Raw genomic sequence first — 14,083 nt, 5'->3', positions numbered from 1 at the left:
TCTAGCTACGCGCCCCCGTGCAGTTCACGACGGCTTGGCCAAATTAAGCTGATACCGGGTGTGACGCAGCTCTCCGGTCTTGGTCAATGCGCCCTTCTCGACAAGATCCTGCAAATCTCTCGTCGCCGTGGCGCGGGAGGTTCCGGTAATGCTGATATAGTTCTCTGCGCTCAAGCCGCCCTTGAAGCCGTCGATGCCTTCGCGGAATATCCGGGCGATGACTTTCTCCTGACGCTTGTTGATCGTGCCGCGATGCTTCTCGTAGAACTTCGCCTTGGCGACGTAGAAATCCACACGCCTGATGGTGTTGTTCTGGGCTTCCAGAATCGTGTTCGCAAAATATTTGAGCCAGCTGGTGATCTCGGTCTCTTTGTTATTGCGCTCCAAGGAGGCGTAATAATCATTGCGCTTCCGCTCAATCGTATAGGCGAGCGCAATCAGGCTGGGTTGACCAAGATTTTGCGCGAGGGATTTTTCCGCGAGGGCGCGGCCTATGCGGCCGTTGCCGTCTTCGAACGGGTGAATACACACGAAGTACAGATGGGTAACGCCGGCGCGCGTCAGCGGCGACAACGGAGTCTTGCCTCCGGGCGCAGTATCGTTGAACCAAGTGACGAACCGCTTCATCTCGTCCGGCACGCGGCTGGACGGCGGGGCCTCGAAATGCACCGTGGGTTCATGGATCGGGCCCGAGACGACCTGCATGGCTTCGGCGTGCGTCCGGTAGCCGCCGATGACCCGGATGGATCTGTCGGCGCCCAGCAACATGCGGTGCCAGTCGAACATCGTCTTGTCGGTAAGTGAGTCCGCAAAGCTGCGGTAGAGATCGACCATCATTTTCGCGATGCCGCGTTCAGCCGGTGTTATGCCGGGCCCTTCTGCTCCCAACCCAAGCTGATGGCGCAGCGACGATTGAACGCTGTCGCGGTTGAGGATTTCGCCCTCGATTTCGGAGGTTTTTACGGCCTCGTCGCTGATGAGCTCGATTTTGAGGATATCCTGGTCATCAGCCCCTATATGCTTGAAAGCGCCGATGAACTCTCCGGACTGGAGCAGGAACCGCTCTTCCAGCGGCGCCAAAGCCGTTGAATCATATGTGAAATTCGGCCAATCCGGTTTTTCCCAGTTCCAGCTCATGAGCCTTGGGCGCCTCTCTATAACTCATTATTACGCTAAAAATGAGTTATAGCAACAAATTCTATAGCTCATGGGTCTCGACGCGGGAAGTTGGAAGCGTGTCCGACGCAGCTCGAGCAAAGCAAAAGCGAAGACCGGACTGGAACTCGCAGAGCAAAGAACACTACCTCCCGCTGAACCGCGCCGCGCGCTTCTCCACGAACGCATTGCGGCCCTCCAGCGCATCCTCGCTCTTGCGAATCTCGGCCTGCGTCTCGATTTCGCGGCGGAATTGTGCGGCGTAAGTCGCGTGCTCGCTTTCCTCGAGCAGCGCGCGGGTCGCGACCAGCGCCCGGGTCGGTCCTGCGGCGAGGCGCTGGGCCAATTTGACCGCCTCGTCGAGCAGGTTCGCGTCATCGACGACCTGCCGCACCAGGCCCCATTCCAGCGCCCGCTCGGCGGAAAGCGGCTCGTTCAGCAGCATCAGTTCGAGCGCGCGCTGGCGGCCGATCAGGCGCGGCAGCAGCCAGGTCGAGCCGAGATCGGGCACGAGGCCGATGCGGCTGAAGACCTGGATGAAGCTCGCCGAACGCGCCGCGACGATCATGTCGCCTGCCATCGCCAGGCTGAAGCCGCCGCCGGCCGCAACGCCGTTGACCGCGACCACGACCGGCACGCGGCATTCGCGCAGCGCCCGGAACGCCGGCCAATAGAAACGCATCACGCCGGCGGCGATGTCGCTGCCCAGCGCCTCCGACGCCTTGAGGTTCTGGCCCGAGCAGAAGCCGCGGCCCTCGCCGGTCAGCACCAGCGCCCGCACCTCAGCGTCAGCGGTCATCTCGGCGATGGCCGCAGCCAAGGCACCGAGCAGGTCGGGCGTCATGGCGTTCAGGCTCGCCGGCTCGCTCAGGGTCAAGAGGCCGACGGCGCCGTCCCGCGTCTGCTTCACACCGGCCATGCTTGCTCTCCTTCGCGTTTGTCTCGATCGTTGGCAATGTGGCATTGTTGGCAGCACTTCGCCAACTCGGCGCAAGGTCAAGAACAACAAGGCGACACCATGAGCGACCAGTTCTCCAACGCCCAGCAGATCCGCAAACCCGCCATATCCTCCAAAGGCGGCATCGTCGCCGCGCAGTCGCGCAAGGCCGCCGAGATCGGCGCCGCGGTGCTGGCTGATGGCGGCGACTGCGTCGACGCCGTGATCGCCACCACGTTCGCGCTCGGGGTGCTGGAGCCCTGGATGAGCGGCGTCGGCGGCGGCGGGGTGATGGTGCTCTACCGCGCCCGCGACAACCGCTATGAGGTGATCGACTACGGCATGCGCGCGCCGAACAGCCTCAACCCTGCGGACTATCCGCTGACCGGCGAAGGTGCCGCCTCCGACATCTTCCCCTGGCCGCGGGTCACGGACGACCGCAACCTGCACGGCCCCGGCTCGATCGCCGTGCCCGGCGTGGTCGCCGGCATGGAGGAGGCGCATCGCCGCCACGCCAGGATGCCGTGGCAGGACCTGCTGGCGCCGAGCGTCGATCTCGCCGGCAAGGGCCTCTCGGTGGACTGGTGGACCACGCTGATGATTGCGAGCACCGCTGCCGACCTGCGCCGCTACCCCGCCAGCGCCGCCGCTTATCTCAAGGACGGCCTGCCGCCGAACGCGCAATGGGGCATCAAGTCGACCGTGCGGCTGCCGCAGGACCGGCTGAAAGCGACGCTGTCCTACCTCGCCGCCGAAGGCCCGCGCGATTTCTACCAGGGCGACCTCGCACGCAGCATCGCAACCGACGTGCAGGCCGCCGGCGGCTCGTTGTCGGCCGCAGACCTCGCTGCGTTCCGCGCTTACGGGCGCGAAGCGCTGGCCATTCCCTATCGCGGCGGCAACGTCTACGCGACGCCGGAGCTGACCTGCGGCCCGACGCTGGCGCATACGCTGCGCCTGCTGCAGCAGAACCTGAAACCCGGGCGCAATGGGCCGGATGCGGCCGCCTACACCGAATATGCGCTGGCGCTGCAATCGGCTTATCGCGAACGCCTGCAGGACATGGGCGACGCCGACGGCCGCCGCGCGCTCGGCGCCGAGCATCTGGCCCCCAGCTGCACCACGCATTTTTCGATCGTCGACCGCGACGGCAACATGGCGGCGGTGACGCAAACCCTGCTGTCGACCTTCGGCTCGAAATTCGTGACGCCGCAGAGCGGCATCACCATGAACAACGGCATCATGTGGTTCGATCCGACGCCGGGCCAGCCGAACTCGCTCGAGCCGGGCAAGCGCTGCCTGACCAATTACACGCCGGTACTGGCGGAGGCCGCCGACGGCCGGCGGCTCGCGGTCGGCGCTTCGGGTGGACGACGCATCCTGCCGGCGGTGACGCAATTGCTGTCGTTCGTGATGGATTACGGCATGGACCTGGAATCGGCGATCCACACCCCGCGCATCGATGCCAGCGAAGGCGCGGTCGTGATCGGCGACGTTCGCCTGCCGGCGCAGGTGCGGGAAACCTTGCGCGGACGCTTCGACTACGAAGAGGCGCGGGTGCAGACGTTCCCGATGAAGTTCGCCTGCCCGAGCGTGGTACTGCGCAACGGCGAGACCAACTCAGGCGCCACCGAAATCGCGCAGCCCTGGGGCGACGCGGTGGCGGAGGGATAGATGAAGCGGTCTGATCGGCGAACGTATCAGCCCGCCTTGGCATCGACGCTCGCGGCCAGCGGCCTGACCGAGGGCCGTATCTCCGGGGTGAGGACGATCCCCTCATAGCCCATGGCGGCGACCTCGCTGATGGCGGCGACATATTTCGGCGCGCCGCCATTGTAGACGAAGTAGCGGACCTTGCCCTGCTCGTGGCCGGGGACGTTGGAGTTGTAGCCGGTGAACCAGGACTTGGCCTTTCGCATCAGCATGATCGAATACATCTTGGTGACGTGGGCGGTCCAGCGCGCTTCGGCCGCGGCCGTCGCATCGGCGCGCGCATAGCCGCGGTCCCACATGTGCTGGAGCAGAGCGGTGCACCAGTTGACGCCGGTTTCGATGCCGCGCGGAAAGTTCGTCGACGCCGAGCCGCTCTGCGGCCCGGTCGGCATCAACAGATTCGGGAAGCCGTGAACCAGCATGCCGAGGAAGGTCGACGGGCCGTCCTTCCACTTGTCGAACAATTTCTCGCCGCCGACCCCGCTGATGTCGATGTGGTCGAACGCGCCGGTGATGGCGTCGAAGCCGGTGGAATAGACGATGATGTCGAAGTCGTAGTCGCGCGCGCTGGTGCGCAGGCCGGTCTCGGTGATCCGCTCGATCGGCGTCTCGCTGATATCGACGAGGTGCACGTTGCTGCGGTTATAGGCCTCGAAATAATTGGTCTCCAGCGGCACCCGCTGCACGCCGAAGCCGTGATCCCTGGGGATCAGCTTCTCCGCGACCACGGGATCCCTGACGCGGCGGCGGATCCGGTCGGCAATGTAGGCGGAGAACTCCGCATTGGCCGCCTCGTCGGTAAAGATCTCGCGGAAATTGCTCAGCCAGATTCCGAAACCGGGCTCGTCGTAGAGCCGGTCCCACAGCTTCAGCCGTTCCTCGCGCGTCACCTCGTAGAAACCGCGGCGATCAGGCTCATGCTCGAAGCCGCCGGGGGTGCGGGCGCAGGTCGCCCAGATTTCGTCGTAGCGCGAGCGGATGTCGGTCATCTCCGCGTCCGAAATCGGCGAGTTGTTGAGCGGCGCGCTCCAGTTCGGCCGGCGCTGAAACACCGTCAGTTCGCCGACCTTGTCGGCGATCTCGCCGATGATCTGGATGGCGGTGGCGCCGGTGCCGATGATGGCGACCTTCTTGCCGGCCATCTCGACCGGCTGGTGCGGCCAGTAGAAGGTGTGGAACGAGCGGCCCTTGAAGCGGTCCATGCCTTCAATCCGCGGCAGCGTCGGCGCCGAGAGCAGCCCGACCGCCATGATGACGAAGCGGCAGGTCAGCTCGCGGCCGTCGCTGATCCGGAGTCGCCACAGGTCGCGCGCCTCGTCGAAATGCGCCGCCTCGACCTTGCAGTTGAACTGCATGTATTTGCGCAAGCCGAACTTGTCGGCGACGAAGTTGAGATAGCGCAGGTTCTCCGGCTGGCTCGAAAACCGTTCCTTCCAGTGCCACTCGTCGAGCACTTCCCTGGAGAACGAATAGCCGTAGGTGTAGCTCTCGGAGTCGAACCGGGCGCCCGGGTAGCGGTTCCAGTACCAAGTGCCGCCGAGGTCGGAGGCTCCGTCGAGCACCAGGGCATCCACCCCGAGGTCGGCGAGCCGCTTGATCTGATAGATCCCGGCCACACCCGCGCCAACGACGATGACCTCGTAGTGTGACTTGGTTTCCTCGGTCATGCTCCGCTCCGGTCCATGTCTTTTTGACGTCGACGACAGACGACATCGGCGCTTTTGTGCTTACTATACCAGTAATCCGCGCTTTGCACTTGCGTCAGGACGCCGGGATTGCAGCGTGGAAATCAGCCGTAGAACATTGTTTGAAAGCGAGACGCCAGATCGGCCTGTTTGAGGCCCGTCCGCGGAGATCGGCCTGAACCTCGACCGCAAACGGTGCGACTTAAAGCGCGGGAGCGGCATTCCGCCCGCCTTCGAGGGCCTGACATCCATGTCCGCTTCACGCCGTCTCTCGGCACTGGCCGTCGCCGCCGCATGTCTGGTACCCGTTTCCGCCAACGCCATGGACGAATATCTGCGCGCCTCAAGTCACGGGCCGACCCTGCTCGGACTGTGCGGCGGCGCCGGCGCGGCGGCCTCGTCCGCCGCCTGCACGGAAATGGATCTGGACGCGCTGACCGCTCGAATCGAGAAGGCGCTGCAGGTTGCGCTCGCCAAGGCGCCGGCGACGATCCGGCCGCTGTTGAAGCGCGACCAGGCATGGTTCAATGAAATCATGCTGAATGCGGCGGAATCGATGACACAACCCGATGACGATTTTCGGGAGGCGTTCGTGGCGACGCTGCGCCGGCGCGCCACCACGCTCGAAGGCGTAGCGCAAGGTTTTGGCCGCCCCGGCGTCGCCGGGCGATGGGTCAATGCCTTCGGCAGCGTGACCGTGACCCCGGCCGACGGCGGCTATCGGCTGGCGATCGACACCAGCGCGGTTTACGGCACCGGCAGCGACCGCCGCCGGGAATGCAAGGCGATGGCTGAAGTCAGGCCTGGGCCGGGAGGCTGGTTGACCGGCGTCGTCCTGCCCGACGATGCGAAGCCGGCGAAGGCGGAGGGCGGCGGCATCAAGATGAGGCGTCAGGGCGAGACATTACGCGTGATCGGCGGCCAGCAATGGCTCGACGAAGAGCGGCCGAGCTGCGAATATATGTGGCAGGTCACCGCGAGCTATTTCGCCGACGGCAGACCGGACGCGGTGGCGGCGGCGGACAAGGCCGACGCTTCATTCGTTGCGCCGACCTTCGACTGCACGCGGCCGATTACAGCGAGCGACGAGGAGATCTGCGCCGATCCTGATTTGGCCGAAAACGACCGGAAGCTGAACCGGGCGTGGAAAGCGCTGCTGCCGCGGCTCGACGAGGCGACGCGCCGCGCCCTGACCGAGGACCAGCGCAACTGGGTCGGTTCGCAGACCAACCAGTATCCGCAGTTCCTGCATCCCGCCTGGGAGAAGACAACGTCCTACATGCATTTCACGTCAGACGCGCGCGACAAGCTGGACCGGCTGCAGCGCGAACGGATCGCGCTGCTCGACGGCTTCGACGACAAGCGCAGCGGCTTGGCCGGCATTTGGCTCGGCTACAACGCGATCCTGAAAGTGACCGCGACAAAGGACGGCGGCCTGAAGGCCGAGGGCTGGAAATGGGACCAGGGCGACTGGAAGGCCGGCTGCGACTACGAGATGACAGGCAAGATCGTCAACGGCGCCTTTCGCTCCGGATCGGGACGCAAGAACCCCGACAAGAACCCCGATACGCTGGAGCGCGATCACGCAAGCCTGATCGTCAACCGCCTGGACGACGTCTTCGCCAGAAAGCGCGACGGCTCCGACGAGGCCGACGAGCCGAAATGCAAACGCAATTACACCAACTCGTCGACCGCGCGGCTGTTCCCCGCCCGCCCCTCGCCCGACATCGACAACCTCGGCGGCTCGATCCGGTAAGCTCGGGGCTTCCTGCGCGCTAAGCCGCCTCGACGCGATCCGCGGCTCGCTGCCGCCAGATCTCGATCAACGTCAGGGAGACGGCGACGATGAGAGGGCCCAGCACGACGCCGGGCGCGCCCAGCAGCATCAGGCCGCCGACCACGGCGATGAACGAAAGCACGGTGTGCATCTTGAGTTTGTTGCCGACCAGTATCGGGTAGACGACATTGTCGACCAGGCCGACGACGATGGTGCCCCAGACCGCCAGAATGATGGCGGAGGAGTAATTGCCGCTGAGCGCGAGGACTGCCGCCGTCGGCGCCCAGATCACAAACGCCCCGAGGAATGGAACGATGGCGAGCAGTCCCATCAGCACGCCCCAGAACACCGGCGCCGGCAATCCCAGCCACCAGAACATCGCGCCACCGAGCCCGCCCTGCAGCGCGGCCACGGCCGCCGTCCCCAGCACCGTGGCGAAAATGGTGTCGACGACCCGGTCGGCTACCCTTCCGAACTCGCTTTCCGACAAGGGCAAATTCTGCTGGATGACCGCGACGGCTTCCGACCTGTCGCGCAGCAGATAGAACAGGAAGTAAAAAGTCAGGAACAGGCTGACCAACCCCGAAAACGAAGTGCGCACCACCGATCCGCTCCATCCCGCCAGCCACGAAGCCAGCGTGCGGAGCAGATCGGGAATGTCGAGCCGCTCGCTGATCCACTGCAGCACCGGCGCGAGCCGTGGATGGGCATCCATCGCACGCGTCCAGCCGTGCGCGTCTATCAAGCCGTTGATGACGGGCGCGCTGCGCACCGCCTCGTTGACCAGGGTACCGGCCACCAGGATGCCGGGAACGACGACGATGATCGCCGTGATGGCGACCGTCGCGGCCGCGGACAGACCGGGAAATCTGATTTTCTTTCCGATTCTCGCGTCGAGCGGCGAAAACAGGATCGCAAGCGTCACCGACCAGACGATCGCGGCAAGAAACGGCACTGCGAGCAAATAGCAAAGCACGGCACCGAGAACGAGGCCCAGAGCCAGCGCGATATTCGAAATGGCTTGGCGGGTGAGCGAACGGCTTTCGAACATGGCATGTTTCTGAAGGATTCCGCGGCGAGTGTCTACGCCACTACCGGGCTCGAACGCGGAAGCCGCCTGCCTATCGGCCGGCATCCGATCCCGGCAGCATCCGGGTCAGCGTGCGATCTCCGAACACCCAATGATGCACCAGCGCCGCCGCGGCATGCAGGGCGGCCAATGCCAACAGCCCATGCGACAGCAATTCGTGAATTCCCTTCAGATCGCGCGCGAAAGCGCGGTCGGCGGGCCACGGCGAAGCGATCTCGAACAGCCCGAACACCGGCAAGCCATTCCCCCGGGCAAACTGCACCGCGATGCCGACCAGGGGAGCCGCCACCAGCAGCACGTACAACCCGAAATGCGCCAGTTTGGCTCCGAGGCCCATCCAGCCGGCAAACGACCAGTCGCCGAATTCGGTGCTCTCGGCCGGCGGCGACGGATCCACCGTGCGCCACAGCAGGCGCACGAACGTCAACACGATCACCAGCAATCCGGCGGTGATATGAATGTAAAGCCCCGCCTCCCGCGCCGGTCCCTTCGGCAGCAGGTCGTCCGATACGCCGAGCACCCAGGCCAGGATCACCAGCACCACCACAAGCCAGTGCAGCGACTGTGCAACGGCGCCGTAGCGCGTCGGCGAGTTGAAGATTTGCATGGCTGTTCCATAGCCAGAGACGACGGGAATATGGTTGATTTGGATCAACCTGATACATCGCTAGTGTGACGGAAGCACGCCCGGTGCCAATTTGCCGGCAGCATCCGCACCCGATTGGCTTGCCGGGAACGGCCGGGCCTCGACAACCGCGCCGGAAAGACGGCGATACAGATCGCGGCGTCGAGCGATCGGCCACCAGTCGTACAGGAAGATTTCGAGCGGGCGCCAGTTCGCGACCCAGCCCAGGATCAGGAAACTCTCCTCGATCATGCGGCTGAGCGGCCTCTCGACAAACCCGCTTGCGAGGTGAGCGACGGCAAAGCACGCGATCAGCACGATCACGCCGATGCCGAGCGAACGACGGCCGATCCGGAACAGTTCGGTCAGGTCGCGCTGCTGGACGGTCGACCTGTAGGAAAAATACCTGCGGAAGGCTTCGGCCAAATCCTGCGCCGCCTTGCGCTGAAGGTCGCTTTCCGGGAAATGGACGACAATTCGGATGGGCTGGTCGACCGGCAGTTCGCGCGCCCAGCCGACGATGAATTCCTCCGCCTCGCGGTCGAGGTCACGCTCCCGAAACGGAAACGGGTCCAGGGTATCGAAGAGCTGCGCGATCTCGTCGACACGCAGCTCGATCGAATCGTTTGTGTTTCCGGTTGTCATGGTCACCGCAACGTGAAACTGAGCCGACCGCGGGAAATGGACTTCAGGGCTTCCAGGGCAACAAGCACTACAATGCCTGCCCCCAGCGTCAAGGCGAGATCGTCGAGGTGCAAGGGTCCGAAACGGAACAGCGCGCTGACGGATGGGACAAGCAACGTCACGCCCAGCATCACGGGCACCACCAGCAGCACCCATGCCAGCGCGGCGTTCGGCCGCCGCAGCGCCGTGATCAGCGACGCCGAGAAGGATCGGTTGACGAAGATCAGGCTGACAATGGCCAGCACCAGCGAGAAGAACGTCAGCGCCCGCACCTCCGCTTCCGGCACGCCGCGATCGATCGCAACCAGGTAGATGACGGCGACAAGCGCAAACGCGAGCGTTCCCTGCACCAGGCTCCACCCGATCAGGTTGGCCGAGAACAGCGGCTGCTCGGGTGGCCGCGGCGGACGGCGCATGACGTCGTCCTCTTCCGTTTCGGCCTCGAACACCAGCGAACATACGGGGTCGATGATCATCTCGAGAAACGCGATGTGAATCGGCCCGAATATGATCGGCAGGCCGAACAACAGCGGCAGCAGCGCCAGTCCCGCGATCGGCACGTGCACGGCGAAGATGAACCCCATCGCCTTGAGGAGATTGTCGTAGATGCGGCGGCCGAGCCGGACCGCCCGCACGATCGAGCCGAAGTCATCGTCGAGCAGCACGATCGAGGACGCCTCGCGCGCCACGTCGGTGCCGCGGCCGCCCATCGCAATTCCGATATGCGCCGCCTTCAGCGACGGCGCGTCGTTGACGCCGTCACCGGTCATGGCGACGATTTCGCGATTGGCCTTGAGCGCTTCGACGATGCGCAGCTTCTGCTCGGGCATGATCCGCGCGAATACCGTTGCCGTCCGTACGCGCTGCGCCAGTTCTGCTTCACTGAGCGCTTCGAGTTCTTCTCCGGTCATGAGATCGTGAGTGTCCAGACCCGCCTGCCGGGCGATGGCCCTGGCCGTCGCCGGGTAGTCGCCAGTGATCATCACCACCCTGATGCCGGCGGAGCGGCACTCGGCGACGGCGGCGGGCACGCTCTGCCGCAGCGGATCGGCAAGGCCGACCAGGCCTGCGAACTCGAATGCAAATTCGTGCTGCGAGGCAGGCCATGTGTGGCCTGCGAAGGTGGCGCGGGCGACACCCAGGACGCGCAGGCCTTCGGCCGCCATCGCGTCCCCTGAGCGCTTCACTGCGGCAAGCTCGGCGGGGCCGAGGCGGCAAAGCTCGGCGATCGCTTCCGGCGCGCCCTTGGCCGCGACGACGAATGGCTGGCTGTCCTCGGATGATTGCCAGACCCGCGACATCGCCAGCAGCCCGGGGCGCAGCCCATAGGTGTGCATCAGCTTCCACTGGGGATCATGCAGATGTTCGGTGCCGGCCAGCCGCTCGCCGCCGAGCAGATGGAACGCCTTGTCCATCGGATCGAACGCATCGCGCGCGCTGGCAAGGATTCCGCATTCGGCCAGGGCATGGAAGCGCTCCGGCATGGCTGCGCCTGGTGTCTCCCTCGGACGGAAGGTCTCGTCGTTGCGGAGCCGCAATTCGGCGATGGTCATCTGATTCTCGGTCAAGGTCCCGGTCTTGTCCGTGCAAAGCACCGTGGCAGAGCCGAGGGTTTCGATGGCGGCGGCCCGCCGGGTCAGCACCCTCGCCTGCGAGATCCGCCACGCGCCCATCGCCATGAACACGGCGAGCACGACCGGAAACTCTTCCGGCAGCATCGACATGCCAAGCGCGATGCCCGCCAGCACCGCATCCAGCCAGCCGCCGCGCATGGTGCCATAGAGCAGCACCGCCAGAATGCTGACCGCAGCTCCGAACATGGCGAAAACGCGCACCAGGCGCCGGGTCTGCGCCTGCAGCCGCGGCGGTTCGGTCTCCAGCGTCGAGAGCGAATGACCGATCTTGCCGATCTCGCTGCGGATGCCGGTCGCCACCACTTCGCCCATTCCGGTCCCGCGCACCACGAGCGAACCGGAGAACACGTATGGAAGATCATCGCCGCCGGGCCGCCGGCGATCCGAATGGACGGCGCCGGCACGCGTGGTCTTGCGCACCGGGACCGATTCCCCCGTCAGCAGCGATTCATCGGTCTGCAGGTCGCGGCATTCGAGAATCACGGCGTCGGCGGGCACCCGGTCGCCTTCGGCCAGCACGAGGACGTCGCCGCGCACGACTTCGCGGCCGGTGATCCTTTTGCGCACGCCGTCGCGGATGACCAGCGCGCGCGGACTGGTGAGGTCGCGCAGCGCCTCCAGCACGCGCTCGGTGCGGGTTTCCTGGATCACCGTGATCGCCACTGAAAGCGTCGCAAGGACGGCAAGGATAACGGCTTCCTTCAGGTCGCCCAGCAGCAGATAGATCGCGCCGCCGCCGAGCAGCAGCGCCAGCATGGGCTCGCGCACCACCTCAAGCAGGATGCGCAGCGGCGTGCGCCGGTCCGGCCTCGGCAGCTCGTTATAGCCTTCGGTCTTCAGTCTGATCTGGGCATCCGCCTCGCTGAGGCCGGGAACCGGGGCGGGCGATGGCGTTTGGTCGGGCATTTCACCTGCTGGGTATTTGCTGGGTATTTATTTGGACTTTGGGCGGGATCCGTACCCTGGATGCTACAGGAAGTTCGCAAGGGACCATGACCGAACTCCCGCCGGGTGACAGAAAATTTATCGGCTTCGGGCTCCCGGCATTTGATTCATCGCAGAAGCTGCCGCACATTTCCCGCGGAATGCCCCTTTTTTGCATCGCCTGCGACGGAACGAAGCAGCGGTCGCGGGGCATGGTTGAACCTTGTGCGGGGGCAGCTGCGTATCCGAGGGGTACGACCACCGCCAAGCGGAGCAACGTCATGCGCGCCTTCCTCCTGCTCGTCGCCTTCCTGATCGGCCTCGCCTCTCCCTCCCGCGCCGGTATGAGACGCTTTCCAGCGCAGACTTTTTTGAATTGCATTGGTTGAGAGTTGGGCGTTACTTGCCCGCACAGCGCGTGTGCATGCTTATCCGGGAGAAGACTCAAATGAAAACAGTGCAGGCAATGCTCGCCGAGGCCGAAGCCGTGGTGCCGCGGATCAGTCCCGAGGAAGCCAAGGGACTGGTCGGCCGGCCCGACGTGCTGTTTCTCGACGTCCGCGAACCGGCCGAGGTCGCGGCATCGGGAAAAGTCCCGGGTGCCCTCGCCATCCCGCGCGGACTGGTGGAATTTCGCGCCGATCCGGCTTCCGCTTTGCACGATGCGGCATTCGACCGGGCCAAGACCGTGGTTGCCTACTGCGCGTCGGGCGGACGTTCGGCGCTGGTCCTCAAGACGCTGAAGGAAATGGGCTACGAAAACGTCCGCAACCTCGGCGGCTTCAAGGGCTGGCTCGATGCCGGCGGCGAGGTCGAAAAGGGATAGCGGCGCGCCGCCCATGCAGCGTGACATGAGAGGGCTTCAAACCTGGCGCACTAGCCCCTGATGCTGCGTTGGTTTGCCGTTCTTAGTTTGCCATCAAGAAAATCCACGAAGGCTCGAACGCGGGGAATGTTCTGCCTGCCGGGAGGCATCAACGCATTCAACGGCGTCGGGTCATCATCGTGGCAGGTCTCGAGAAGTGGAACGAGTTGTTTGGCAGAAAGGGCGGCTTCGCCCAGGAAATCTCCGAGACGAACGATGCCGATTCCGGAGACGGCAAGATCGAGCAACAGGTCGGCGCTATCGGAACTCATTGATCCCGTCACGGGCAACAGAACCCGCTCACCGTTTACGTACATTGGCCAGCCCGCGAGACGCGAGAAGCCGCGGAGGTGCAAACAGTTGTGCGATAGCAAGTCGCGCGCCTGCTTCGGTGTGCCGTGACGTCTAAGGTAGGCTGGACTTGCCGCAATAATACGCCGGACTTCACCGAGACGATGCGTAACAAGCGAAGTATCGCCCAACGGGCCGACACGAATGGCGACGTCGACTTGTTCGGCAACAACATCGACGCGGCGGTCGGTCACTGAAAGCTCGACGGTCATATCCGGGTACTTCTTCAAGAATTCCGGCAATAGCGGCGCCAATCGGTGCTTGGCAAAGGCCGTTCCGGTGTTGATGCGAAGGTGCCCCCGCGGCTGTCCGCGGCCGGCGGTTACTTCGGCCTCGGCGGCTTCAATTGCGGCCAGAATTTCGCGGCCGCGGATGGAATAGGTCTCACCTTCCTGGCTAAGAACCAGCCGACGCGTCGTCCGCTGCAGCAGTTTGACGCCGAGACGGTCTTCCAGTCGCGACACAATTTTCGAAACCGCCGAGGGCGAAAGATTGGCCTCCTTGGCCACAGCGGCAAAGCTGCCCAGATCTACGACGCGGATGAACACGGCAATGTCGTGGGAGGGATTCATCGATTCTCCATTCGTGACAAGAAGTACGTATTGAATGCAAGAATTGCATATTTATCGCTATTTTATGATGC

At 64.4% G+C, this 14,083-nt stretch carries 12 protein-coding genes; 4 read left to right on the top strand and 8 right to left on the bottom strand.

Annotated elements, in window-relative coordinates:
• Positions 1–24: 24 nt before the first annotated feature.
• Together KMZ29_RS06185 and KMZ29_RS06180 are read right to left on the bottom strand one after the other, a co-directional pair.
• Positions 25–1,137 carry a Fic family protein gene (locus KMZ29_RS06185; protein WP_215622902.1) on the bottom strand — a complete coding sequence of 371 codons (1,113 nt, stop codon included), beginning with the start codon at positions 1,135–1,137 and terminating at the stop codon, positions 25–27.
• Positions 1,138–1,300: 163 nt separating this feature from the next.
• Positions 1,301–2,074, bottom strand: coding sequence for an enoyl-CoA hydratase-related protein (locus KMZ29_RS06180; protein WP_215622901.1), 774 nt, complete (start codon positions 2,072–2,074; stop codon positions 1,301–1,303).
• Between the two features lie 99 nt (positions 2,075–2,173).
• On the opposite strand from KMZ29_RS06180, the gene KMZ29_RS06175 reads away from it, so the two are divergent.
• The gene (locus tag KMZ29_RS06175) at positions 2,174–3,766 is read left to right on the top strand and encodes a gamma-glutamyltransferase (protein ID WP_215622900.1); all 1,593 of its coding nucleotides are present in this window, start codon (positions 2,174–2,176) and stop codon (positions 3,764–3,766) included.
• A gap of 26 nt (positions 3,767–3,792) precedes the next feature.
• Here KMZ29_RS06175 and KMZ29_RS06170 read toward each other — a convergent pair whose 3' ends face one another.
• On the bottom strand, positions 3,793–5,472 hold the full coding sequence (locus KMZ29_RS06170) for a flavin-containing monooxygenase (protein WP_215622899.1): 1,680 nt from the start codon (positions 5,470–5,472) through the stop codon (positions 3,793–3,795).
• A 268-nt stretch (positions 5,473–5,740) separates the two neighbouring features.
• Here KMZ29_RS06170 and KMZ29_RS06165 point away from each other — a divergent pair, with 268 nt between their 5' ends.
• On the top strand, positions 5,741–7,246 hold the full coding sequence (locus KMZ29_RS06165) for a lysozyme inhibitor LprI family protein (protein WP_215622898.1): 1,506 nt from the start codon (positions 5,741–5,743) through the stop codon (positions 7,244–7,246).
• A 19-nt stretch (positions 7,247–7,265) separates the two neighbouring features.
• Here the strand turns inward: KMZ29_RS06165 and KMZ29_RS06160 are convergent, their stop codons facing one another.
• From KMZ29_RS06160 to KMZ29_RS06145, 4 genes are all read right to left on the bottom strand, one after another.
• Positions 7,266–8,318, bottom strand: a complete 1,053-nt coding sequence (locus tag KMZ29_RS06160) for an AI-2E family transporter (RefSeq protein ID WP_215622897.1) — start codon at positions 8,316–8,318, stop codon at positions 7,266–7,268.
• A gap of 70 nt (positions 8,319–8,388) precedes the next feature.
• Positions 8,389–8,964 (bottom strand): cytochrome b, encoded by a 576-nt coding sequence (locus tag KMZ29_RS06155; RefSeq protein ID WP_215622896.1) that lies wholly within the window; start codon positions 8,962–8,964, stop codon positions 8,389–8,391.
• Positions 8,965–9,024: 60 nt separating this feature from the next.
• Positions 9,025–9,627, bottom strand: coding sequence for a hypothetical protein (locus KMZ29_RS06150; protein WP_249779840.1), 603 nt, complete (start codon positions 9,625–9,627; stop codon positions 9,025–9,027).
• Between the two features lie 2 nt (positions 9,628–9,629).
• Positions 9,630–12,206: a cation-translocating P-type ATPase gene (locus tag KMZ29_RS06145; protein WP_215622895.1), complete on the bottom strand. Its 2,577-nt coding sequence runs from the start codon at positions 12,204–12,206 to the stop codon at positions 9,630–9,632.
• Positions 12,207–12,292: 86 nt separating this feature from the next.
• On the opposite strand from KMZ29_RS06145, the gene KMZ29_RS06140 reads away from it, so the two are divergent.
• Both KMZ29_RS06140 and KMZ29_RS06135 read left to right on the top strand, forming a co-directional pair.
• Positions 12,293–12,613 (top strand): hypothetical protein, encoded by a 321-nt coding sequence (locus tag KMZ29_RS06140; RefSeq protein ID WP_215622894.1) that lies wholly within the window; start codon positions 12,293–12,295, stop codon positions 12,611–12,613.
• 59 nt (positions 12,614–12,672) lie between these two features.
• Positions 12,673–13,050: a rhodanese-like domain-containing protein gene (locus tag KMZ29_RS06135; RefSeq protein WP_215605195.1), complete on the top strand. Its 378-nt coding sequence runs from the start codon at positions 12,673–12,675 to the stop codon at positions 13,048–13,050.
• Positions 13,051–13,100: 50 nt separating this feature from the next.
• Here the strand turns inward: KMZ29_RS06135 and KMZ29_RS06130 are convergent, their stop codons facing one another.
• The gene (locus tag KMZ29_RS06130) at positions 13,101–14,012 is read right to left on the bottom strand and encodes a LysR family transcriptional regulator (protein WP_215622893.1); all 912 of its coding nucleotides are present in this window, start codon (positions 14,010–14,012) and stop codon (positions 13,101–13,103) included.
• Positions 14,013–14,083: the final 71 nt, after the last annotated feature.

This window comes from Bradyrhizobium sediminis (assembly GCF_018736085.1).
Lineage (GTDB): Bacteria > Pseudomonadota > Alphaproteobacteria > Rhizobiales > Xanthobacteraceae > Bradyrhizobium > Bradyrhizobium sediminis.
The sequence above is the reverse complement of the archived record's forward strand: the minus strand, read 5'-3'. Positions and strand labels throughout refer to the sequence as shown.

Bases quoted from the DNA above. Each gene is read 5' to 3' on its own strand.
- KMZ29_RS06170 (WP_215622899.1), bottom strand. From the start codon at position 5,472: ATGACCGAGGAAACCAAGTCACACTACGAGGTCATCGTCGTTGGCGCG.
- KMZ29_RS06130 (WP_215622893.1), bottom strand. From the start codon at position 14,012: ATGAATCCCTCCCACGACATTGCCGTGTTCATCCGCGTCGTAGATCTG.
- KMZ29_RS06165 (WP_215622898.1), top strand. From the start codon at position 5,741: ATGTCCGCTTCACGCCGTCTCTCGGCACTGGCCGTCGCCGCCGCATGT.
- KMZ29_RS06150 (WP_249779840.1), bottom strand. From the start codon at position 9,627: ATGACAACCGGAAACACAAACGATTCGATCGAGCTGCGTGTCGACGAG.
- KMZ29_RS06135 (WP_215605195.1), top strand. From the start codon at position 12,673: ATGAAAACAGTGCAGGCAATGCTCGCCGAGGCCGAAGCCGTGGTGCCG.
- KMZ29_RS06140 (WP_215622894.1), top strand. From the start codon at position 12,293: ATGACCGAACTCCCGCCGGGTGACAGAAAATTTATCGGCTTCGGGCTC.
- KMZ29_RS06180 (WP_215622901.1), bottom strand. From the start codon at position 2,074: ATGGCCGGTGTGAAGCAGACGCGGGACGGCGCCGTCGGCCTCTTGACC.
- KMZ29_RS06160 (WP_215622897.1), bottom strand. From the start codon at position 8,318: ATGTTCGAAAGCCGTTCGCTCACCCGCCAAGCCATTTCGAATATCGCG.
- KMZ29_RS06175 (WP_215622900.1), top strand. From the start codon at position 2,174: ATGAGCGACCAGTTCTCCAACGCCCAGCAGATCCGCAAACCCGCCATA.
- KMZ29_RS06155 (WP_215622896.1), bottom strand. From the start codon at position 8,964: ATGCAAATCTTCAACTCGCCGACGCGCTACGGCGCCGTTGCACAGTCG.
- KMZ29_RS06185 (WP_215622902.1), bottom strand. From the start codon at position 1,137: ATGAGCTGGAACTGGGAAAAACCGGATTGGCCGAATTTCACATATGAT.
- KMZ29_RS06145 (WP_215622895.1), bottom strand. From the start codon at position 12,206: ATGCCCGACCAAACGCCATCGCCCGCCCCGGTTCCCGGCCTCAGCGAG.